Annotated in this window: 23 protein-coding genes; 11 read left to right on the forward strand and 12 right to left on the reverse strand. The window is 61.5% G+C overall.

Annotated elements, in window-relative coordinates:
• Positions 1–4: 4 nt before the first annotated feature.
• From lnt to trmB, 4 genes are all read left to right on the forward strand, one after another.
• Positions 5–1603: an apolipoprotein N-acyltransferase gene (gene lnt / locus QEO92_RS00230; RefSeq protein ID WP_227701751.1), complete on the forward strand. Its 1599-nt coding sequence runs from the start codon at positions 5–7 to the stop codon at positions 1601–1603.
• 152 nt (positions 1604–1755) lie between these two features.
• Positions 1756–2175, forward strand: coding sequence for a helix-turn-helix domain-containing protein (locus QEO92_RS00235; RefSeq protein WP_037159150.1), 420 nt, complete (start codon positions 1756–1758; stop codon positions 2173–2175).
• Positions 2176–2362: 187 nt separating this feature from the next.
• On the forward strand, positions 2363–3622 hold the full coding sequence (metK, locus tag QEO92_RS00240) for a methionine adenosyltransferase (RefSeq protein WP_037159149.1): 1260 nt from the start codon (positions 2363–2365) through the stop codon (positions 3620–3622).
• An 84-nt stretch (positions 3623–3706) separates the two neighbouring features.
• Positions 3707–4408 (forward strand): tRNA (guanosine(46)-N7)-methyltransferase TrmB, encoded by a 702-nt coding sequence (gene trmB, locus QEO92_RS00245; protein ID WP_037159146.1) that lies wholly within the window; start codon positions 3707–3709, stop codon positions 4406–4408.
• Between the two features lie 4 nt (positions 4409–4412).
• Here trmB and QEO92_RS00250 read toward each other — a convergent pair whose 3' ends face one another.
• Both QEO92_RS00250 and QEO92_RS00255 read right to left on the reverse strand, forming a co-directional pair.
• On the reverse strand, positions 4413–4670 hold the full coding sequence (locus QEO92_RS00250; protein WP_037159144.1) for a BQ00720 family protein: 258 nt from the start codon (positions 4668–4670) through the stop codon (positions 4413–4415).
• Between the two features lie 45 nt (positions 4671–4715).
• Positions 4716–5144 carry an Hsp20 family protein gene (locus tag QEO92_RS00255; protein ID WP_227701752.1) on the reverse strand — a complete coding sequence of 143 codons (429 nt, stop codon included), beginning with the start codon at positions 5142–5144 and terminating at the stop codon, positions 4716–4718.
• Between the two features lie 201 nt (positions 5145–5345).
• Between QEO92_RS00255 and QEO92_RS00260 the strand changes: the two genes are divergently transcribed.
• Complete coding sequence (locus QEO92_RS00260) at positions 5346–6287, forward strand: nucleoside hydrolase (protein ID WP_227701753.1); 942 nt, start codon at positions 5346–5348, stop codon at positions 6285–6287.
• Between the two features lie 77 nt (positions 6288–6364).
• On the opposite strand, the gene QEO92_RS00265 is transcribed toward QEO92_RS00260, so the two are convergent.
• The 3 genes from QEO92_RS00265 to QEO92_RS00275 all read right to left on the reverse strand — a co-directional run bounded on the left by QEO92_RS00265 (position 6365) and on the right by QEO92_RS00275 (position 11058).
• Positions 6365–8719 carry a methyl-accepting chemotaxis protein gene (locus QEO92_RS00265; RefSeq protein WP_227701754.1) on the reverse strand — a complete coding sequence of 785 codons (2355 nt, stop codon included), beginning with the start codon at positions 8717–8719 and terminating at the stop codon, positions 6365–6367.
• Positions 8720–8915: 196 nt separating this feature from the next.
• Positions 8916–9815 (reverse strand): ribokinase, encoded by a 900-nt coding sequence (locus QEO92_RS00270; protein ID WP_227701755.1) that lies wholly within the window; start codon positions 9813–9815, stop codon positions 8916–8918.
• A gap of 49 nt (positions 9816–9864) precedes the next feature.
• On the reverse strand, positions 9865–11058 hold the full coding sequence (locus QEO92_RS00275) for a DNA recombination protein RmuC (RefSeq protein WP_227701756.1): 1194 nt from the start codon (positions 11056–11058) through the stop codon (positions 9865–9867).
• Between the two features lie 111 nt (positions 11059–11169).
• Between QEO92_RS00275 and def the strand changes: the two genes are divergently transcribed.
• From def to truA, 3 genes are read left to right on the forward strand one after another with little or no spacing between them, the layout of a single operon-like run.
• Positions 11170–11685 carry a peptide deformylase gene (gene def, locus QEO92_RS00280; protein WP_037159126.1) on the forward strand — a complete coding sequence of 172 codons (516 nt, stop codon included), beginning with the start codon at positions 11170–11172 and terminating at the stop codon, positions 11683–11685.
• Positions 11686–11740: 55 nt separating this feature from the next.
• The gene (gene fmt / locus QEO92_RS00285; RefSeq protein ID WP_227701757.1) at positions 11741–12676 is read left to right on the forward strand and encodes a methionyl-tRNA formyltransferase; all 936 of its coding nucleotides are present in this window, start codon (positions 11741–11743) and stop codon (positions 12674–12676) included.
• A complete protein-coding gene (gene truA, locus QEO92_RS00290) occupies positions 12676–13431 on the forward strand; it encodes a tRNA pseudouridine(38-40) synthase TruA (RefSeq protein WP_227701758.1) in 756 nt (251 codons plus the stop codon). The genes fmt and truA overlap by 1 nt, the downstream gene beginning before the upstream one ends.
• Positions 13432–13445: 14 nt before the next feature.
• On the opposite strand, the gene QEO92_RS00295 is transcribed toward truA, so the two are convergent.
• Genes QEO92_RS00295 through dapD form a run of 3 tightly spaced genes read right to left on the reverse strand, consistent with a single transcriptional unit; the run spans position 13446 to position 16084 of the window.
• On the reverse strand, positions 13446–14042 hold the full coding sequence (locus QEO92_RS00295; RefSeq protein ID WP_037159117.1) for a hypothetical protein: 597 nt from the start codon (positions 14040–14042) through the stop codon (positions 13446–13448).
• Positions 14026–15222, reverse strand: coding sequence for a succinyl-diaminopimelate desuccinylase (gene dapE, locus QEO92_RS00300; RefSeq protein ID WP_227701759.1), 1197 nt, complete (start codon positions 15220–15222; stop codon positions 14026–14028). Before dapE ends, QEO92_RS00295 begins: the two co-directional genes overlap by 17 nt.
• A gap of 7 nt (positions 15223–15229) precedes the next feature.
• Positions 15230–16084 carry a 2,3,4,5-tetrahydropyridine-2,6-dicarboxylate N-succinyltransferase gene (gene dapD, locus QEO92_RS00305; RefSeq protein ID WP_227701760.1) on the reverse strand — a complete coding sequence of 285 codons (855 nt, stop codon included), beginning with the start codon at positions 16082–16084 and terminating at the stop codon, positions 15230–15232.
• A gap of 137 nt (positions 16085–16221) precedes the next feature.
• On the opposite strand from dapD, the gene QEO92_RS00310 reads away from it, so the two are divergent.
• On the forward strand, positions 16222–17082 hold the full coding sequence (locus QEO92_RS00310; RefSeq protein ID WP_037159109.1) for an LOG family protein: 861 nt from the start codon (positions 16222–16224) through the stop codon (positions 17080–17082).
• Between the two features lie 80 nt (positions 17083–17162).
• Here the strand turns inward: QEO92_RS00310 and QEO92_RS00315 are convergent, their stop codons facing one another.
• A complete protein-coding gene (locus tag QEO92_RS00315) occupies positions 17163–17819 on the reverse strand; it encodes an EF-hand domain-containing protein (RefSeq protein ID WP_227701761.1) in 657 nt (218 codons plus the stop codon).
• A gap of 110 nt (positions 17820–17929) precedes the next feature.
• Positions 17930–18643, reverse strand: coding sequence for a pyrimidine 5'-nucleotidase (locus tag QEO92_RS00320; protein ID WP_227701762.1), 714 nt, complete (start codon positions 18641–18643; stop codon positions 17930–17932).
• A gap of 106 nt (positions 18644–18749) precedes the next feature.
• Between QEO92_RS00320 and QEO92_RS00325 the strand changes: the two genes are divergently transcribed.
• Both QEO92_RS00325 and QEO92_RS00330 read left to right on the forward strand, forming a co-directional pair.
• Positions 18750–19652, forward strand: coding sequence for a DMT family transporter (locus QEO92_RS00325; protein ID WP_227701763.1), 903 nt, complete (start codon positions 18750–18752; stop codon positions 19650–19652).
• Positions 19653–19725: 73 nt separating this feature from the next.
• Positions 19726–20499 (forward strand): isocitrate lyase/PEP mutase family protein, encoded by a 774-nt coding sequence (locus QEO92_RS00330; RefSeq protein ID WP_227701764.1) that lies wholly within the window; start codon positions 19726–19728, stop codon positions 20497–20499.
• A gap of 19 nt (positions 20500–20518) precedes the next feature.
• Here QEO92_RS00330 and argB read toward each other — a convergent pair whose 3' ends face one another.
• On the reverse strand, positions 20519–21406 hold the full coding sequence (gene argB / locus QEO92_RS00335; protein ID WP_037159095.1) for an acetylglutamate kinase: 888 nt from the start codon (positions 21404–21406) through the stop codon (positions 20519–20521).
• An 81-nt stretch (positions 21407–21487) separates the two neighbouring features.
• On the reverse strand, positions 21488–22147 hold the full coding sequence (gene yihA, locus QEO92_RS00340; protein WP_227701765.1) for a ribosome biogenesis GTP-binding protein YihA/YsxC: 660 nt from the start codon (positions 22145–22147) through the stop codon (positions 21488–21490).
• Positions 22148–22161: the final 14 nt, after the last annotated feature.

Genomic DNA, 22161 nt, shown 5'->3' on the forward strand with positions numbered 1-22161 from the left:
GTCCATGGAGCGGCTGGCGGGCAGGATCATACTTCTATGGGGTTTCCCGCGAGCCATTGTCGCTTTTCTGGCGGGCGCCGTTGGCGCTTTAGCCCTGCCGCCCTTCGGGTTCCTTGCGGCACTCTTCATCTCCTTCACGCTGCTCGTCTGGCTGATGGACGGCTCGACCGGCAATCCGGATGGAGGTCTGTTCTCCCGCCTCCGCTCGGCCTTCTGGCTCGGCTGGTTCTTTGGTTTCGGCTATTTTGTGGCTGGCCTCTGGTGGCTCGGCAATGCGCTGCTGGTGGAAGCCGACGAGTTCGCCTGGGCATTGCCGCTTGCGGTCATCGGCCTGCCGGCCTGTCTCGCCCTCTTTTATGGTCTCGCAACGGCGCTCGCCCGGATGTTCTGGTCGGACGGCTTCGGACGGATCGCGGCGCTCGCCTTCGGTTTCGGGCTTGCCGAATGGCTGCGCAGCTTCGTTGCCACCGGCTTTCCATGGAATGCGGTCGGTTATGGCGCCATGCCCATACCTTTGATGATGCAATCCGCCGTGCTCGGCATCTACGGGGTCACCGTGTTCGCGGTCTTCGTGTTCTCGGCACCCGCTCTGATCGGCACGAAGAAAGGCATGCGGCTCGGCCTGTCGCTGGCGGCTTTGCTCTCTTGCGCCCATCTTGGCTTCGGCGCCTACAGGCTTTATCTGGCGGATTCCGCTCTTGCCGCGCCTGCGGAAAGCCAGATGGTGGTCCGCATCGTCCAGCCGGTGATCGACCAGGCCCGGAAGATCGAAGATTCCGACCGCGCCGAAATCTTCGAGGAGCATCTGGCCCTCTCCGCCTTGCCTCCGGAAGATGGCGGCAAGCGGCCGGATATCATCGTCTGGCCGGAGACGTCCATTCCGTTCATCCTCACCCAGAACCCGGACGCATTGGCCCGTATCGCCGAGATGCTTCAGGACGATCAGGTCCTTATTACCGGCGTGGTGCGGTCGGAAGAGACCGGTCAGGGTTTCGCGCCGCGCTACTACAACTCGATCTACGTGATCGACAGCGAGGGGCAGATCGTATCCGCTGCCGACAAGGTGCATCTCGTCCCGTTCGGGGAATACGTCCCTTACGAGGACATGTTGCGCAGGCTCGGCATCCCCGAGGCGGTTGCCATGCCGGGCGGCTTCAGCGCCGCGCCCGTGCGGGCGATGCTGACGCTGCCCGGCGGCCGGGTTTTCTATCCGCTGATCTGCTATGAGGCGATCTTCCCGCAGGAGATCGGCGAAGACGTGGAGCGGACGAGCGCGCTTCTCAATGTCACCAATGACGGCTGGTTTGGAGCGACACCCGGCGCTTATCAGCATTTCCAGCAGGCTCGGATCCGTGCCGTCGAAAACGGCCTGCCGCTGATTCGTGCGGCGAATACCGGTATTTCGGCCGTTGTCGACCCCTACGGAAGACTAATAAGGGGTATGGACTACAATCAAAAAGGTGTGATAGATGCAACTGTGAGCAGCATTCCCGTTCCGCATTGGGGCGAGGATGCTCGTCAAAATTACTTCTGGTTGGTTCTGGCATCTATGTTACTGATTGCAGTGGTCTCGCGTGCTGGTTTTAATTTTCGGACGAATTGACCGAAAACCCCTAAAATTGCATAGTGGTCCTGGCCTTTCGTCTCGCCATATGCTTCACACGTTGTGCCTGTAGTGACCAATCGCGCGAAGTGTATCTCCGCACGCAGACCGGGTTGTGAAGATTGAACCGTTAACTTCGTCAGGACATCGTTATGATTGAAAATAAGAAGAAGCCGAACCCGATAGACATTCACGTCGGCAGCCGGATTCGCCTTCGTCGGACCATGCTTGGAATGAGCCAGGAAAAACTGGGCGAAAGCCTTGGCATTACTTTCCAGCAGATCCAGAAATATGAGAAGGGCACCAATCGCGTCGGCGCAAGCCGCCTGCAGAATATCTCCAGCATCCTCAACGTGCCGGTTTCCTTCTTCTTCGAGGATGCTCCGGGCGAGCAGTCGGGCGGTCAGGCCGGCATGGCGGAAGCGTCAAGCTCCAATTATGTGGTCGATTTCCTGTCGTCTTCCGAAGGCCTGCAGCTCAACCGGGCCTTTGTGAAAATCTCCGACCCGAAGGTGCGCCGACGTGTGGTCGATCTCGTCAAGGCGCTGGCGGCGGATGCCGAAGTGGAATAAGACGGATTCAGTACGATTCCGCAAGCGGCCTAAGGGCCGCTTTTTTTTTGCTCATTTTCTGGCATCCAAGTGTTGCTTGAGTGTTGAGATTGTACACATAAAGATATATTTATGTCGTTGTACGCTTGTTTTTGTCGGCGGAAGCCACTAACACAGGCTCGTTCGTTTCTTTGAGGGGAATCCCGTAATGCGCCCAAGTTACCTGTTCACCAGCGAGTCCGTCGCCGAAGGCCATCCGGACAAGGTTTGTGACCGTATTTCCGATGAAATCGTGGATCTTGTGTACCGCGAAGCGGTCAAGACCGGCGTCGATCCGTGGACGGTACGCATCGCCTGCGAGACGCTCGCGACCACCAACCGCGTGGTCATTGCCGGTGAGGTTCGCCTCCCGCCAAGCCTGATGAAGAAGGACAAGCAGGGCAAGGACGTCATCAACCCCTCGAAATTCAAGTCGGCCGCCCGCAAGGCGATCCGCGACATCGGATATGAACAGGACGGCTTCAACTGGAAGACGGCGAAGATCGACGTATTGCTGCACTCGCAGTCTGCCGATATCGCGCAAGGTGTCGACAGCGCCGCCGACCAGCAGGGCGACGAAGGTGCCGGCGACCAGGGCATCATGTTCGGTTATGCCTGCACGGAAACCCCGGATCTCATGCCGGCGCCGATCTACTATTCCCACAAGATCCTCCGGCTTCTCGCCGAAGCCCGCAAGAAGGGCGAGGGCGAAGTGGCCAAGCTCGGCCCGGACGCCAAGAGCCAGGTGACCGTCCGTTACGAAAACGGCAAGCCGGCCTGCGTCGATTCGATCGTGCTTTCCACCCAGCACCTCGATGAGAGCTGGGATTCCAAGAAGGTCCGCGCCGTCGTCGAACCCTATATCCGCGAGGCGCTCGGCGACCTGAAGATTTCCGACGATTGCAAGTGGTACATCAACCCGACCGGCAAGTTCGTCATCGGCGGCCCGGACGGCGATGCCGGCCTCACCGGCCGCAAGATCATCGTCGACACCTACGGTGGTGCAGCTCCGCATGGCGGCGGCGCCTTCTCCGGCAAGGACACGACCAAGGTCGACCGTTCGGCAGCCTATGCGGCGCGCTATCTGGCGAAGAACGTCGTTGCCGCCGGCCTTGCCGACCGTTGCACGATCCAGCTTTCCTATGCGATCGGCATTGCCCAGCCGCTGTCGATCTACGTCGACCTGCACGGCACCGGCAAGGGTGTGACGGAAGATCAGATCGAGGCTGCAATCCGCAAGGTCATGGACCTGTCGCCGTCGGGCATCCGCCGCCACCTCGACCTCAACAAGCCGATCTATGCCAAGACCTCGGCCTACGGCCACTTCGGCCGTAAAGCGGGCCGCGATGGTTCCTTCTCCTGGGAGAAGACCGATCTCGTCAAGCCGCTCAAGGATGCGCTGAAGGAAGAGATGCTGAAGGCCGCCTGATCGGTCTTTACGGATCGCTGAAGAAAACTGTAAAGCGGGTGTCTCCCTGAAGGAGACGCCCGCTTTTATCGTGAGAGAGCAGACATGACCGAACAACCGCACCCGAGCCGCGCCACCGAGGCATTTTTCGGGCGTCGCAAGGGCAAACCGCTGCGCGAGCGACAGGCGGAGGGCATGGCCACGCTGCTGCCGGCCTTGAAGCTTGATCTTCAAGCTCCGGCGCCGGCAAGACTGTCTGACCTGTTTCTCGTCCCGGTGGATGAACTGCGGCTGGAGATCGGTTTCGGCGGCGGCGAACATCTCATCCATCGCGCCCAGGAAAGCCCGAGAACGGGCTTCATCGGCGTGGAACCCTTCGTCAATTCCATGGCGAAGCTTCTGTCGCGCGTCGATCAGTTGGGTTTGAAGAATATTCGGGTCTATGACGACGATGCGACCCAGGTGCTGGACTGGCTGCCGGATGCTTCTCTCGATCGTGTGGATCTGCTCTATCCGGATCCGTGGCCGAAGCGCAAGCATTGGAAAAGGCGGTTCGTGTCCGAAGTCAATCTCGACCGCTTCCATCGCGTGCTGAAGCCGGGCGGCTTATTCTGCTTCGCATCCGACATCGACACCTATGTCAACTGGACGCTGATCCATTGCCGCGACCATGGCGGCTTTCAATGGCTGGCGGAGCAATCTTCCGACTGGCTGACCCCCTTCGCCGGCTGGCCAGGAACGCGATACGAAAACAAGGCCCGTCGCGAAGGCCGTTCCTCGGCCTATCTGACCTTCAGAAGGATCTGAAAAGTCAGTGCAGACTGACGGTCTTCAGGTCGTCCTCAGCAGCCTTGAAGAAGGTGCTGGAACGGTTGTCGGTCAAGAGGATCGGCGTGCCATCGGCGCCGAACAGGGCCCAAAGGTCGAGATTGGGATCGATTTCCGGGGCTTCGGGGAAGCAGCGGGACACTTCATCCGACCGCATCTTGCGAATATATCCGACCTCTCCAGTACCCAGATGAGCGAGTTCGGACTGCGTCAAACGCGTATTCGCTTCTTTCAGGAGCATTCCAGCCTCCAATATTGAGGATGCAACGGCATTAATGCCGTTGACCTACTCTGAGACGGAAATGTTAATTTTTCGCACCATGCGTTCCGGCTCGGGGCGGACGAGGTCGATCGACAGGAGGCCAATCCTGAGCGAGGCACCGGAGACCTGCATGCCGTCGGCGAGCACGAACACACGCTGGAACTGACGGGCTGCAATGCCCCGGTAGAGGTAATTCCGGTCGCCCTGTTCTACCTGGCGCCCGCGAATGACGAGTTGGTTCTCCTCGATCGTCACATCGAGCTCGGATTCGGAAAAGCCGGCGACCGCAACTGTAATGCGAAGCCGTTCCGGCGCACCGGACGCGTCCGCCTGGATGCGTTCGATATTGTAGGGCGGGTAGCCGTCATTCGCCTTCGCGAGGCGCTCGAGGGTCTTTTCCATGGAGTCGAAGCCCAAAAGCAGCGGGCTCGCAAATGGCATCATTCGGCTCATCGTGCAGTCCTTGTAACAAGCGACCCTATCGGCGCCCGAAATTCGGCACGCCAATTCGGAAACTTATATGGGGAGTTGCAGCAAAGACCGCAAGAATGAATCCGGTCGTCAGTGTTTGCAATCCTTCCATATAAACCCCGCCCGTACTTGACAATCTGTAGGAGCAGGGCCACCAAGCCCCGGCAAAATCAGGGGCATTCCATGGAACGCAGAAAGATCATCATCGATACCGATCCGGGCCAGGATGATGCCGCTGCGATCATGCTGGCTTTTGCAAGCCCCGCGGAACTGGACGTGCTCGGCCTCTGCGCAGTCGCCGGAAACGTGCCGCTTTCCTATACCAGCCGTAACCTCAGGATCGTCTGCGAACTCTGCGGCAGGCAGGACGCGGCGATCTACGAGGGAGCCCGGAAACCAACCCTGCGTCCTCAGGTGACCGCCGAGCACGTCCATGGCCGGACAGGTCTCGACGGCGCCGAACTGCCTGAGCCGATGATGTCGGTGCGCAGCACCCACGCCGTGGATTTCATCATCGAGACATTGCGCTCCGAGCCGGTCGGAACGGTGACGCTTTGTACCCTCGGGCCGCTCACCAATGTGGCGCTGGCGCTTCAAAAGGCGCCGGACATAGCACCGCGCGCGAGGGAATTGGTGATGATGGGCGGTGGCTTCTTCGAGGGTGGCAACATCACGCCTGCTGCCGAGTTCAACATCTATGTGGATCCGGAAGCGGCTAAGGCCGTCTTTGCCTCCGGTATCCCGATCGTCATGATGCCGCTCGACGTCACCCACAAGCTTTTGACGACCAAGGCTCGTGTTGGAAAGATTGCGGCACTTGGGACCAGGCCGGCACAGGTGCTGGTCGACTGGCTTGCGTTCTTCGAGCGATTCGACATCGAAAAATACGGCTCCGATGGTGGGCCGCTGCATGATCCGACCGTGATTGCCTATCTGCTGAAGCCCGAACTCTTCTCGGGGCGCGATTGCAATGTCGAAATCGAAACGCGGTCGGAGCTGACGGCCGGCATGACCGTAGTCGACTGGTGGCGGGTTTCCGGCCGCAAGCCCAATGCCAAGGTCATGCGCGATGTGGATGCCGACGGCTTCTTCGCACTGCTTACGGAACGTGTCGGCCGGCTTTGACCGGCCTCACCCGCGGATAAAGGAAAGGCCGCCGGACACTGACCGGCGGCCACCATTCAGGCTTTTTGCATCGGTGATCAGAACTCTTCCCACTCGTCCGCAACGGCGGCGGATCCCACAGCAATGGCCGCCTTCGGTGCAGGCTTTGCACGCGGCGATGCTGGAGCAGGTCGATTTGCCTGCGGCGCCCGCATGGACTGTACGACCTGCCGCAATGCTTGCGGTGCGTTCTGAACCTGGCCGGTGGCATGCGTTGAGACGCGGAAGCGGGCTACCAGCGACCGCAGCGTTTCCGCCTCGTTGCTGAGCACGGAACTTGCCGCGGTGGTTTCTTCCACCATGGCGGCGTTCTGCTGGGTCACCTGATCCATCTGGTTGACGGCGGAATTGATCTCCTTGAGGCCGGCAGCCTGTTCGCTGGCGGAGGCGGAGATCTGACGGATCAGCCCGTTGATCTGCATGACCTGGACGGCGATCTTCTGCAGCGCATCGCCCGCCTTTCCGACCAGGTCCACTCCCTCGCCGACCTGGGTCGTAGATGTGTTGATGAGGGCTTTGATCTCCTTGGCGGCATTGGCAGAGCGCTGCGCCAGCTCGCGCACTTCCTGCGCAACGACGGCGAACCCTTTTCCGGCCTCGCCGGCACGGGCCGCTTCGACGCCTGCGTTGAGCGCAAGCAGGTTGGTCTGGAAAGCGATTTCGTCGATGACGCCGATAATGCGGGAAATCTCCTGCGAGGACTGGGCAATGCCCTGCATCGAGGCGACCGCCTTTTGCACCACCTCACCGGACTTTTCCGCATCGTCACAGGCGAGGTTGACGGTGGAGGCCGCCGAACCCGCATTTTCGGCGCTTGAATTCACCTGGGCGGTGAGTTCGTTGAGCGCTGCAGCGGTCTCTTCCAGGCTCGATGCCTGCTGCTCGGTCCTGCGCGACAGATCCTGTGCGCTGGCGGCAATTTCGCGGGTACCGTTGCCAATGTTATGCACAGTGGAATTAACGGTCGCGATCGTGTCTTCGAGGCTTTCCAGCGCCCGGTTGAAATCGGTCTTCAGCTTTGCGTATTCGCCTGGAAACTCTTCCTGGACCCGGTAGCCGAGGTTGCCATTCGAGAGTTCGGCCAATCCCTTGGCAAGGGAAGCCACGATGCACTGCTGTTCAAGCGCGTTGGCTTCCCGCTCGTTTTCCGAACGGCTCCTCTCCTTTTCGGCGGCATTGCGCTGAGCTTCCGCCTCGGTTTCCAATCGGCGGCCGTCGGCCAGCGTATGCCGGAAGCCTTCGAGCGATTGAGAGAGCGAGCCGATCTCATCGTTACGGTCCTGGCCTTCGACCGGCTGCTCGAAACGGCCCTGGCTGAGAAGATCGACGCTTCCGAGCAGCGCGCCCAAAGGACGACGCACGAAGACGGTACTGCCGAAATAGAGGGTCGCAATGCAGGCGCCCATGATGACGACGCCGCCAAGAACCATCATCCACGTCTGATCCTGGACAGGTGCAGCGATGACGCTGTGGGGCACGTCGACGACGATCGCCCAGGTGGCGTTGAGGTCCGGCACCGTGAATGGGTAGACGACGCGGTCGTATGGTTCCGAAGCATCGGCCGAGAGATTGTCGAGTTGTGCGGGCTTGTCTGCCTTCAGCGCGGCGAGAAGCTCGCTCGCCTTTTCGCCTTCCACCGGCTTCATCAGCTTGTCCGGATCAACCGGGACAATCCACTTGCCACCCTGGGACACGAGAAGGACACGGCCGGAACCGAAGGGCTTCATCGCCTGCAGCTTCTTCGTGAGGGTGGCGAGCGACACGTCGAGACCGGCAACGCCGAGAAATTTCGAGCCCGAGAAGACCGGATAGGCAATCGAGCTCATGGCGGTTGCGTCGCCGGTCGTGCTTTCCACGTAAGGCTGGGTCAGTGAGCCCTTCTTGGAGTTGGCGGCCAGCGCGTACCACTCCGCCTGGGTGTCGATGTCGAAAACGCTGTAGGCGATATCGCCGGTGCGGCTCTTGGTCCAGTAGGGTGCAAGTTCGCCCTTCTTGTTGGCCCCCATCTCCTTGTTGCCGACCAGGTCGGCGTTCTTGCCGTCGAAGGTGCCGGGCTCTTCTGCGAACCAGCTGCCATAGGCGAATGCGTTCTGCTCGAGATTGGCCTTCAGGGCATCGACCACGCCCTTGCGATCAAGGTAATCGCCCGCATGACCGCGACCGATCACGCCGGCGATCGATCGGGCGGCGCCCGCGAGTTGTCCCATGTCGACGGCGACTTCGTTGGCGATCGAGCGAGCCTCGGCCTCGGCCTGAGCCATGGTGAGCGACGAGACGCGGCTGCGTGTCTGGGAGATCAGGAAGAGGTTGGAGATGACGAGAACTGCAGCGATTGCCAGGCTCGTCACCAGGATCAGTTTCGTGGACAGGGACTTGATCTTCAGCGGAAACATGGGCTCGCGCCTTCAGCAGGGTATCAAAGGGGGAGTATTCACCTGGAGGCGCCCCGTCATGGGGCTGCCGCGGAAGGGATAGCTGGCGAATCCACTGCCGCGGAGGTGTTGGCGACACCCTAGGATCGATATCTTAACTTTGACTGAAATCAGCGCAGCCGGAATTTACATCGCAACAGCACGGTTGCCGCCTACTTCAGACTCGGCGATCGACCTGATCGGCGAGCGGGATGGACGGCTGCGCACCGCGGATAAGGCAGGCGAGCGAGCCGGCAACCGCCGCCCTACGGAGTGCTTCGGCAAATTCCAGTCCCTGTTCCAGGCTGGCGGCCAGGTAGCCGCAGAACGTGTCACCCGCCCCGACGGTATCGACCGGTTCGATCTTGAGGCCTTCAGCAGAAAAGAACCGACCCTCACAGATGGCTACGACGCCATCGCCACCGAGTGTCACCACAAAGGTCTGGCCGGTTTCCGAATGCAGCTTTTCCAATGCGGCCTTGCGCACGGCGGCATCCGGAATCTGATGCCCCGCAAGAAGCTCGAATTCCGTCTCGTTGGCGACCACGATATCGGCAAGCCGGGCAAGCCGTGCAGCGTCATCCGTCAGCGGCGCTGTATTCATCAGGGTTACAATCCCCTTTGCGCGTGCCGCCTTGAGGGCCGCTTCCACCGCTGTTGCCGGAATTTCGAGTTGCAACATGAGGATGTCGCCGGTCTGCATGGTTTCGACCGCCGCGTGGGCCTGTGCCTCACTCACGGTGCCGTTGGCGCCGGGCACGACCGCGATCATATTCTCGCCTGTGCCGCCGACAAGGATCAGCGCCGTGCCGGTCGGCGTGCTGACATGCGCGACGGCGGACAGGTCAACCTTGGCTTCATCGAGAAGGGCGAGCGCCGGTCCGGCAAAGTTATCTTCGCCGACGGCTCCGACCATCTTCACCGTGCTTCCGGCGCGCCGTGCCGCCAGCGCCTGGTTGGCGCCCTTGCCGCCGGCAGCCGTTGCGAAGCTCGTTCCTGCAACGGTTTCACCGGGCTGCGGAAGGCGTTCGGTCGTTGCGGTGAGATCCATGTTGATGGAGCCGAGGACAGTGATCATGGGCAGGCCTGCTTGCTGGTGTAAAGTCGCGCGACACTGCCCGAGAGCGTTACTCCTCGTCAACCACCCTGAGCTTGAGCAGGCCGGTGCGGCTTTCGACGACCTTGGCCTGCGGCGCGTCGCGGGATGCTTCGGCGTCTGCCGGCGCTTCCAGTTCCAATGCCTCGATCCTGGCGCCACGGCGATTGAGCTTGTCAGTGGACGTGATGATCTGCTCCACATCCTTCTGGGCGGCGAGGAAATGCGCCTGAAGTTTGCGGGTCCTGTCGTCGAGCCGGGCCAGATCCTCCACCAGAAGCGCTACCTCGCCCTGGATGAGATGCGCCTGTTCGCGCATCCGCTGATCTTTCAGGACTGCCTGGATGACCTGGATCGACAGCATCAGGAGAGAAGGCGATACGAAGACCACGCGGGCGCGTTGCGCCTTCTGCACCACGCCCTCGAAATGCTCGTGGATCTCGGCAAAGATCGATTCCGACGGCACGAAGAGGAAGGCCATCTCCTGGGTTTCGCCCGGCAGGAGGTATTTCTCGGAAACGTCTTTGATATGCACGTCCAGATCGCGGCGGAACTGCTGCGCAGCCGCCCGCCTCGCTTCTGGTGCGGCAGCCTCGCGAAAGGCATTCCAGGCCTCCAGCGGGAACTTGGCATCCACTGCCAGCGGCGGTGCGCCGTTCGGCATCTTGATGAGGCAGTCGGGCCGGGTGCCGTTGGAAAGCAGTGCCTGGAACGAATAGGCGCCGAGCGGAAGGCCGTCCGCGACGATCGCCTCCATCCGCCCCTGGCCAAAAGCGCCGCGAGTCTGCTTGTTCGACAGGATCGCCTGCAGGCCGACGACATCCTTGGCAAGCGTCTGGATATTGTTCTGCGCGGCGTCGATGACGGCGAGTCTCTCCTGAAGCCGGCGGAGATTCTCATGCGTCGACTTGGTCTGTTCGGTAATCGTCGCGCCGATCCGGTGCGTCATGCCATCAAGACGCTGGCTGACAGCCTGGTTGAGTTCCGATTGCCGCGCCGAAAGCGTCTCCGCCATGGCCGACAGCCGGCCCTGCATCTCGCTCTGGGCACGAAGGAGTTCGGAAAGCCTCGCTTCCGCCTCGACCGCCTGCCGGGCGATTTCCCGCTGGCGACGGTTGATAAAAAACACCGCGAGCAGAATAACTAGCGCCGCCGCTGCGGCTGCAACGGCTACAGCCTGCTGGTCGGCCAGAAGCGCGGGGAGACGTGCGAGAAGATCATCCATGGCGGGAAGCTAACAGAATTCCGCGGCTTGAAAAGATCAAAACGTGAACATTATATAAAAAAGCGAAGCGATCCCTGTTTCTTCCGAAAAAAAGTTACGTTATGGGAAGCCATGACCATCAAACCGCTGATTATTCTCCCGAACCCGATCCTGCGCCAGGTTTCCAAGCCCGTCGAACAGGTAAATGACGAACTCCTGAGGCTTGCCGACGATATGCTGGAGACCATGTACGAGGCGCCTGGCATCGGCCTTGCGGCGATCCAGATCGGCGTGCCGCGCCGGCTTCTCGTCATCGACGTTGCCCGGGAGGGCGAAGAGAAGAACCCGCAGGTCTTCATCAACCCGGAGATCGTCAAATCCTCCGACGAGCGGTCCGTCTACGAGGAAGGCTGCCTTTCCATTCCGGAATATTACGCCGAGGTGGAGCGGCCCGCGGCTGTCACGGTCAAGCATATCGGCCGGGACGGCAAGGAACATATGGTGGAGGCCGATGGCCTGCTTGCCACCTGCCTGCAGCACGAGATCGATCACCTGAACGGCGTGCTCTTCATCGACTACATCTCGCGTCTGAAGCGGGAGATGGTGATCAAGAAGTTCACCAAGGCCGCCAAGGCGAAGGCCGTTTAGGGCTTCAACCGGCGATCTTCAGTTTGAAGGCGCGCTTTCCAAGCGTGGAACGTCCATGTCTCTTCGAATCATCTTCATGGGCACGCCGGAATTTTCCGTGCCGACGCTTGAGGGCCTGAAGCAGGCGGGCCATGATATCGTCGCGGTCTATACGCAGCCGCCGAGGCCGGGCGGCCGGCGCGGGCTTGATCTCGTCAAGTCGCCGGTACATCAGGCGGCCGAGCTTCTCGGCATTCCCGTCTTCACGCCCGCCAACTTCAAGGATCCGGAAGAGCGCGAGAAATTCCGGGCTCTGAACGCCGACGTGGCCGTGGTCGTTGCCTATGGCCTGCTTCTGCCGGAAGCGGTCCTCACCGGCACGCGGCTCGGCTGTTACAACGGCCATGCGTCGCTCCTGCCGCGCTGGCGTGGTGCAGCTCCCATACAGCGGGCGATCATGGCCGGAGACGAGAAGACCGGCATGATGGTGATGCAGATGGAGAAAGGCCTCGATACCGGGCCGGTGGCGCTCACCAGGGAAGTCGAGATCGGCGAAAACATGACGGCGGGAGAGTTGCACGACAAACTGATGCTGGTCGGCGCCCGCGCCATGGTCGAGGCGATGGGGAAACTGGAAGCCGGCGACCTGCCGCTGACGCCGCAGCCGCAAGAGGGCGTGCTTTATGCCGCCAAGATAGACAAGGGCGAGACGCGGATCGACTTCTCGAAGCCGGGGCGGGATGTTCATAACCACATCCGCGGCCTCTCGCCCTTTCCCGGCGCCTGGTTCGAGGCCGAGATCAACGGCAGGCCGGAGCGCATCAAGGTTTTGGCATCCGAAATGGGGGAGGGGCGTGGTCAGCCAGGCATGGTGCTGGATGACGCGCTGACGGTCGCCTGCGGTGATGGTGCCGTCCGGCTGCTGAAGCTTCAGAAAGCAGGCGGCAAGCCGCTTGCGGCAGCCGATTTCCTGCGCGGCACGCCGATCCCGACCGGGACGAGGCTCGCCTGATGCCGCGATACCGCATGATCGTCGAATATGACGGCACCAATTATGTCGGCTGGCAGATGCAGGAAAACGGCCACTCGGTGCAGGCGGCGCTCCAGGGCGGCATCTTGTCGCTGACCGGCGAAACCGTCTCGATCCGCGGCGCGGGCCGTACCGATTCCGGCGTTCACGCCGTGGGTCAGGTTATTCACGCGGATCTATCGCGCGAGTGGAAGCCTTATAAGCTGCGCAATGCATTGAACGCCCATTTGATGATGGCGGGCGAAAAGGTGTCGGTGCTCGACGTCCAGGCGGTCGATGAGACGTTCGATGCGCGCTTTTCGGCGCTCCGCCGGCATTATCTCTACCGCATCCTCAATCGTCCGTCGCCATTGGCGCTGGAGGCCAAGCGCGCATGGTGGGTGGCGCGCCATCTCGATCACGAAGCCATGCACGCAGCGGCGCAGACGCTGGTCGGGCACCATGATTTCACGACGTTCCGTTCGGCCCACTGCCAGGCGACGAGCCCGGTTCGCACGCTCGACCGGCTGGATGTGACCCGCACCGGCGACCTGATCGAAATCCGGGCAAGCGCCCAGAGTTTCCTGCACAACCAGATCCGCTCCTTCGCCGGCACGCTGAAGCTTGCGGGCGAGGGCAAGATGACGCCGGAAGATGTGCGCGCCGCGTTGGATGCGCGGGATCGCTCGGCCTGCGGGCCGGTCGCGCCGCCGGAAGGCCTTTATTTCATGAAGGTCGATTATCCCGGCGATCCGTGATCCCGCAAAGATAGTCAGAACGGATAGATGCCGAGGAAGCGTTGCAATGCTTCGGTCAGCAGCATGCCCGGAACGATCAGCACCAGGACGAGGCCCGTGACCATCAGCGGCTGCGGCCCGCAGATCATCCGCATCACCCGTGAGACGGAAACGACCATGGCGATGAGCAGGGCGAAGTGGACGAGCGCCAGCAACGCGTCGAGGCTGGAAGGCAACAGGAAGCGCAGACTGAGCAGGCCGTAGAGATAGGCGAACGGAACCGAGAGCCAGTTGACGCTGACGACGACGGCCGAGAATTTCCGCCCGATGCCGAGCAGCGCGCAGAGAATGCCGGCAAGAATCAGCGGCACCAGCCAATTGAAGACCTCCAGCATCGCCATGCGGACGAAGAAAAGCCCGCCGACCCGCGCACCCGCCGGCATGCCTTCGAGCAGATAGGCCCGCCACCACAGCCAGGAAATCGCTGCTGCCGGCAGGCACCAGACGAAAGCCCAGAACGAGCGCATCATGCCTCGATCGGAAATGTCGAGGAGCCGGAAACCTTGGGCGTCGCCTCTGATCAACAGCCAGAGGCCATTAAGATAGAGCCTGACTTCATGGTAGGAGGGCATTATCGAACCAGCGGGAGATGAAAGTCCCATAGATTTGGGTGAGTATTTCCAGATCGGCAAGGGCTACCCGTTCATCCACCATGTGCATGGTCTGGCCGACGAGGCCGAATTCCACCACCGGGCAGTAATCCTTGATGAAACGGGCATCCGATGTGCCGCCGGTGGTGGAAAGCTGCGGCGTCCTGCCTGTCACGGTTTCGACCGCTTCGGAAAGCGAGGCGATCAGCGCATTGTTGCGGGTGAGGAACACATGACTTGGCCGTTCGGCCCAGGTGATCTCGTAGCGGACCGGATCGCGGCCCGGGCGAAGCGGGCTGCCGGCTGCGGCGGCATCGAGCCGCCGCAGGATCTCGGCTTTCACCGTATCAGCGGTCCAGGTGTCGTTGAACCGGATGTTGAAAGCAAAGCTTGCCCTGGCCGGAATGACATTGGTGGCCGGATTGCCGACATCCACCGAGGTCACCTCCAGGTTGGAGGGCGGAAAATTATCCGTTCCCGTATCGAAGGGCGGATCCATCAGCGCCGAGGCAAGCGGCAACAGCCCGCGCACCGGATTGTCGGCAAGATGCGGATAGGCCGCATGACCCTGGACGCCGAGAACGCTCACCTTGCCGGAGACCGAGCCGCGTCGGCCGATCTTGATCATGTCGCCGAGGGCGTCCGGATTGGTCGGTTCGCCGACCAGGCAGGCGTCCCAGCGTTCCCCTCTCTCGGCTGCCCATTTCAGCAGCTTTTCCGTACCGTTGACGGCCGGGCCTTCCTCATCGCCGGTGATCAGGAAAGAGATCGAGCCCTTTGGCATGCCATGCTTTTCGATATGGCGTGCGACTGCCGCGACGAAGCAGGCGATGCCGCCTTTCATGTCCACCGCGCCACGACCGAAAAGCTCACCGCCGGCAATCACGGCGGCGAAGGGTGGATGGCTCCAGGAGGCTTCGTCGCCCGGCGGCACCACGTCCGTGTGGCCGGCGAACATCAGGTGCGGGCCCTTGTTTCCGAGTCGCGCATAGAGGTTCTCGATGTCCGGCATGCCCGGTTCCGTCGCCACCATGCGCTCCACCTTGAAGCCGAGCGGCAGGAGCATGGCCTCCAGTGCCGAAAGCGCACCGCCTTCGGCGGGCGTCACCGAAGGGCAGCGGATGAGAGTCTGGAGATTGATGACGGGATCGGATGTGGACATTGTTCGCTCAATCGCGGAGCAGTTCGTTGATGCCGGTCTTGGAGCGGGTCTTTTCATCGACGCGCTTGACGATCACGGCGCAATAGAGGCTCGGGCCCGGTTCGCCGTTCGGCAGCGGCTTGCCCGGCATGGTGCCGGCCACGACCACCGAATAGGGCGGCACTTCCCCATACATGACTTCGCCGGTCGTGCGGTCGACAATCTTGGTCGATTTGCCGATGAAAACGCCCATGCCGAGCACCGAACCCTGACGGATGATGCAGCCTTCGACGACTTCCGAACGGGCGCCGATGAAGCAATTGTCCTCGATGATAGTGGGGCCTGCCTGCATCGGTTCCAGCACGCCGCCGATACCGACTCCGCCGGAGAGATGTACGTTCTTGCCGATCTGCGCGCAGGAACCGACGGTCGCCCAGGTGTCGACCATCGTGCCTTCATCGACGAAGGCGCCGAGGTTCACGAAGGAGGGCATCAGCACCACGTTCTTCGCGATATAGGCGGAACGGCGAACCACCGCGTTAGGCACGGCGCGGAACCCTGCTGCGCGAAACGCATTCTCGCCCCAGCCTTCGAATTTCGACGGCACCTTGTCCCACCAGGTGGAATTGCCCGGCCCGCCCTTGACCACTTCCATGTCGCTGAGCCGGAAGGAGAGCAGCACGGCCTTCTTGAGCCACTGATGCACGGTCCAGGTTCCATCCGCACCGCGGCTTGCCACGCGCGCCTTGCCGCCGTCCAGCAGCGAGAGCGCCTCCTCGACGGCATCGCGCACCTCGCCTTTCGTGGAGACCGTGACGCTGTCACGGTTGTCGAAAGCGGTCTCGATAGTCTTTTCGAGGGAAGAGAAGTCGGGGCTGCTCATGGGAAATCCTTAAACGTCGCTCGATATCGTGATGGTGGGAGAGGTGGTTTTTTAGTGTCATTTGCTCTAAGCGACCGCCACTCAAGCGTCAATGTGAATTGGCGTCAACCGATGTTGATGCCGGAAGGATCAGGCAAATGGCAAGGTCAAGGAAAGACGGACCAAGGCGCAAGGATGGTGTCTGGGATCCGCTGAAGGACAATGTGGCGGACAGGCAGGCGGCGGCGGGCCTGCCAAAGACGCCGCAGACGGAATCGCCGTCCTACCGGCTCGCTTATGTGGATGAAGATTTTCTGTGCCGGGAAGAGCTTCGCCCGGTTCGCCTGCAGCTCGAACTGCTGAAGGTGGAGATGGCCCTTGCCGAACGCGGCATCCGATCGACCGTCGTGCTCTTCGGTGGTGCGCGCATTCCCGCTCCGGGCCAGAGCGCCTGGGCGGCTCGCAACGAAACCCAGCGCAAGAGCCTCGAAGCGGCTTCGGTTTATTACGAGGAGGCGCAGAAATTCGCAGCCCTCTGCGGCAAGTATTCGGCCATCTACAACCATCAGGAATACGTGGTCGTGACGGGCGGAGGCCCTGGCGTGATGGAGGCCGGAAATCGCGGAGCGACCGAAGCCGGCGCGCCCAGCATCGGTCTTAACATCATGCTGCCGCACGAGCAGGCGCCGAACCGGTTCGTGACCCCCGAGCTCAGTTTCAACTTCCACTATTTCGCTATCCGCAAGATGCATTTCATGATGCGCGCCAAGGCGGTAGCGGTTTTCCCAGGCGGCTTCGGCACGCTCGACGAGATGTTCGAGGCGCTCACTCTCATCCAGACCAGGCGCATGGAGCGCGTTCCGCTGATCCTTTTCAGCGAATCCTTCTGGCGCGGTATCATCAATTTCGAAGCGCTTGCGGAATTCGGCACGATCGCGCCGGATGACGTGAACTTGATCAGCTTCGTGGAAACGGCCGATCAGGCCTGGAAAATCATCGCGGACTTTTACGAGCACTGAAAGAAAGAACCCGCCTCTCTAGCGGAAGAGGCGGGTCCTTTGAGACGACAGCCGGTACTAGTTCTAAAGGGGGCGGAGAACTAGAGGGGGCGGTCCGGCAGGTCGTCGATGGAGATCATTCCGTCCTTGTTCGTGTCCATGCGGACAAGCAGCTTGTCGGTGGCCGTAGTGGCTTCAGCTTTGGTGACCTTCCCGTCATTGTCTTCATCGACCATGCGGAAGAAACCGCCGCGCATCATGCCGCCATGGCGCGGCCCGTCCCAGCGGGCTTCACGGCGATCCCGGTCGTGATGGCCCCAGCCGTGGTGGTTCCATGCCTGGCGGTCCCCGTCACGGCGATCGTCGCGCCTCTCGGCCATGCGATCCCGCCGGTCCTGCGGCTGGTCGTCACCATTATCGGCCTGTTCCGGCGGCGGATTGTTCTTGCGGAACTCCTCCATCCTCGCCTGGCGGTCGTCGAGCATCTCGCCACGTGTCAGCGAGCCGTCCTTGTTGGCGTCGATCTGGGTGAACAGCTTGTCCTGAAAGGCGGTCACTTCATCCTTGGAGATCTTGCCGTCCTTGTCGGTGTCGGCGTTCTTGAGCAGGCGGACGAACATCACGTCCTGCATCATTGCGCGGCCGGGACCGCCGGGACGGCCAGGTCCATCGCGCCCTGGTGCCGCGAGAGCCGGGATAGCGGCTCCTGCGACCAAGACGGCACTAAGGGTCGCCAAAACGATTTTCTTCGCGGTCATCGAGGGGTCCTTTCCGGTTACTTCAATAGCTTGAAGGTAGGTCCCGGCCCCGGTTAAAGCTACTTAAACATCCGTAAGGTGGATGAACTTTTGGTAAGGCGAATAAGACTCTAGCTCGTACGCAGACCGCCGAGAAAGCCGGCAAGGTCGTCAGTCACATAATCGATGTGATCGTCCTCGTCGCTCAGCTTCTCCCAACGTTCCATCAGAACCGTATCGAGATTGCGCGGCACGAGAAGGACTGTGCGCATGCCGAGGGTCTTCGGCACCTGCAGGTTGCGCGGCAGGTCCTCGAACATCGCCGCGTTCCTCGTGTCGACGCGATGCAGGCTCGCGAACTTGTCATAGGTAGCGCCTGCCGGCTTCGGCACGTAATCGGCAGCGACGATGTCGAAGATGTCATCGAAATGGTCGAGGATGCCGAGCGCCCGCGCGGCGGCCTCCGCATGCGGCACGCTGCCATTGGTGAAGATGAACTTGCGGCCGGGAAGCGCCTTGATCGCCTCGCCGAGCTCCGGATTGGGCAGGAGCGCCGAATAGTCGATGGCATGCGCCCGTTCAAGGAAGCTGTCCGGATCGATGCCGTAGTGCAGCATCAGGCCCTGCAGCGTGGTGCCGTGCTCGTGGTAGTAGCGCTTCTGCAGCACCCTGGCCTCTTCCGGTTCCAACTGCAGCAGTTCCTGCACATAGGTCGTCATGTTCCTGTCGATCTGCGCGAACAGATTGACGTGATGCGGATAAAGCGTGTTGTCGAGATCGAACACCCAGTCGCGGATGCGGTCGAAATCGATGGGATCGGGAGAGGTCTTGGGTTTCTTGTCCATGCCGGTTTTATGCACCGCCGGGCCGATAAAGAAAATCGAAAAAGACGACCGGTTTCAGCCGAATCCGGCCTTGGCGGTAGATGAGCGGGCATGATACCGCCACGATATGGAACTCTGGATCCCCATCACCATTGCCGCCGCCTTCCTGCAGAACCTGCGTTCCGCCTTGCAGAAGCATCTGCAGGTTTCGCTCGGCACGCGCGGGGCAAGTTTCGTGCGCTTCGGCTACGGGTTTCCGGTGGCGATCCTCTATGTGCTGGCGCTGCATTATCTTGCCGACTATCCGTTTCCTGCGCCGAACTGGACCTTTGCGGCATGGGCCGTTATCGGCGGGCTGGCGCAAATCTTCGCGACGATCATGCTGGTGCATCTCTTTTCGCTTCGGAATTTCGCCGTCGGCACGGCCTATTCCAAGACGGAGCCGGTGCAGGCAGCGATCTTCGGCTTCATCCTGCTCGGCGAGAAGCTGACACCCGGCGCAGTCATGGCGATCATCGTCGGCGTCCTGGGCGTGATGATGATTTCCATGGCGCGCATGCCGCTTTCCTGGCGCAATACACTGGTCGCGCTGACCGGCCGCACGGCGCTGATCGGCATCGCCTCGGGCGCCGTCTTCGGCATTTCGGCCGTGGCCTATCGTAGCGCGTCGCTCTCCCTCGGCGGGCCGGGGCCGGTGATGGAGGCGGCGGTAACGCTCGCCTGCGTCACGACCTTCCAGACGGCCTTCATGCTGGTCTGGATGGTGTGGAAGGACAAGCGCGAGATCGTCCAGGTGCTTCTCTCCTGGCGCTCGTCTTCGCTGGTAGGTCTGGCCGGTGTCGTAGGGTCGGCCGGCTGGTTCACGGCGATGACGCTGCAGCAGGTGGCCTATGTGCGCGCGCTCGGCCAGATCGAACTCGTCTTCACCTTCATGGCTTCCTATTTCCTCTTCCACGAGCGGGTGAACCGTATGGAGGTGATCGGCTGTTTGCTGATCGTCTGCGGCATCCTCGGGTTGCTTTTCTCGTAATCGGCGCCCGATTTCAGGCGGCAATAGTGATCGAATCCGGTTAGGGTAGTGTCCTTAACGGGAGGATCATTTGATGTCTCAGAAGGACAAGGCGGCCGCTTTCGGCGCACTTCACAAAAAGGGCAATCCGGTCATCATCTACAATATCTGGGACGCCGGCACGGCCAAGGCTGTGGCAGATGCCGGCGCCAGGGCGCTCGGCACCGGAAGCTGGTCGGTCGCAGCCGCCCAAGGGTATGCCGACGGCGAGAACCTGCCGATGGAAGCATTGCTTGCGACCGTGAAATCGATCACTGCGGCGGTCGATGTGCCTTTGTCGGTGGATTTCGAAGGCGGTTACGCGGAAGAACCGACCGAGCTTGCGCGGAATGTCGGCAAGGTCATCGATGCCGGCGCGATCGGCATCAATTTCGAGGATCAGGTCGTTGGCGGCAGCGGCGTCTACGCCATCGAGGTGCAGGCGGAACGCGTCCGCGCCATAAGGGCATTTGCGGACGCGCTTGATATCCCTTTCTTCATCAATGCCCGCACCGATCTTTTCCTGCAGGAGGGCGACCGAACGAAGCATGCAGGCCTTCTCGATCAGGCAATCGAACGCGCCAAAGCTTATGCCGGGGCCGGCGCCAGCGGCTTTTTCGCACCAGGACTGGCGGATGAAGAGCTGATCCGCACGCTCTGCGAAGCGTCGCCAGTGCCTGTCAACATCATGATGATGCCGGGCGTTCCGGAACCGAGACAGCTTGCCGAACTCGGTGTCGGGCGGGTCAGTTACGGTCCGGGCCCCTATCGCGCGATGATGGCGAAGCTGAAGGAGGACGCCGCGGCGGTCTTTTCCGCCGCGGGCTGAGCCTTGAAGCGCCTCGGGATCAGGGCACGATCAGCGTGCCCGCGCCACGCTCCGTGAAGATTTCGAGCAGCACGGAATGGGCGGTCTTGCCATTCAGGATGACGACGCCTTGTACGCCTGCCTTGATCGCTTCGATGCAGGTCTCGACCTTCGGGATCATGCCGCCGGAGATCGTGCCGTCCTTGATGAGCGCCTGGGCCTGCGCGACGGTCAGTTCCTTGATGAGGTTCTTGTCTTTGTCCAGCACGCCAGGAACGTCCGTCAGGAAGAGCAGGCGCGTCGCGTTCAGCGCGCCGGCGATGGCGCCAGCGAACGTATCGGCATTGATGTTGTAGGTGGCGCCGTCACGGCCGGGAGCGACGGGCGCGATGACCGGGATCATCTCCGACTTGGCGAGCAGGTCGAGCAGCGTGCGGTCGACTTCCACCACTTCGCCGACGAAGCCGAGGTCGAGAACGCGTTCGATATTGCTGTCCGGGTCGATGACGGTTTTCTTGGCCTTCTCGGCGAAGACCATGTTGCCGTCCTTGCCGCAGAGCCCGATCGCCCATTCGCCGGTCTGGTTGATCAGCGCGACGATCTCCTTGTTGATCGAGCCGGCGAGCACCATTTCGACGATCTCGACGGTCTTGGCGTCGGTGACGCGCAGGCCGCCTTCGAACTTGGATTCGATGCCCATCTTGGTCAGCATCGCGCCGATCTGCGGGCCGCCGCCATGGACGACGATCGGGTTGACGCCCGACTGCTTGAGAAGCGCGATATCCGCCGCGAACGCCTTGCCGAGTTCCGGGTCGCCCATGGCGTGGCCGCCATATTTCACGACGATGGTCTTGTTCTCGTAACGCTGCATATAGGGCAGCGCCTGGGCCAGAAGCTTGGCCTGAAGTTCGCTATCGGAAGCGGTCATCGGATTCCCCATGAAGTGAGTGGGGCCTTTTAGCGCATGTTTTTGACAGAGGAAATAATCATGGCCGAAGTTTCGAGGCCATCAGGCCGGCATGCTGACCGTTTCGGTGATGGCTTGGCGCAGTTCATCGAGGCCGCGGCCCTTTTCCGATGACGTCGAAAGAACGAGCGGGTAGGCTGCCGGTCGCTTGCGGATCTTTTCCGTCGTTTCCGCGATCAGTTTCGCGACAGCCGGTTCCTTGATCTTGTCGGTCTTCGTCAGCACGACCTGGTAGGAGACGGCGGCCTTGTCGAGCAGGGAAAGCACTTCCTCGTCGTTCTTCTTGATGCCGTGGCGGCTGTCGATCAGCACATAGACGCGCTTCAGCGTGGCGCGCCCGCGCAGGTAATCGAAGACGAGCTTGGTCCAGGCGTCGACCTGTTCCTTCGGCGCCTGCGCATAGCCGTAGCCCGGCATGTCGACCAGCGCCATCGGCGGCAGGTCCGTGCCTTCGCCGGAATAGCCGTCCGGAACGAAATAGTTGAGTTCCTGGGTGCGGCCCGGCGTGTTGGAGGTGCGGGCAAGCCCTTTATGGCCTACGAGCGCGTTGATGAGCGACGACTTGCCGACATTGGAGCGTCCGGCGAAAGCCACTTCCAGCGGGCCCTCCGGGGGAAGGAATTTCATCGACGGCACACCGCGGATGAAGATCCAGGGGCGGCCGAAAAGCGGCTTGTCGTCCATGTTCCTGTCTGCGGGCATCGGTTCTGTCGGTC

The organism is Neorhizobium petrolearium (assembly GCF_029854435.1).
Classification (GTDB): domain Bacteria; phylum Pseudomonadota; class Alphaproteobacteria; order Rhizobiales; family Rhizobiaceae; genus Neorhizobium; species Neorhizobium petrolearium.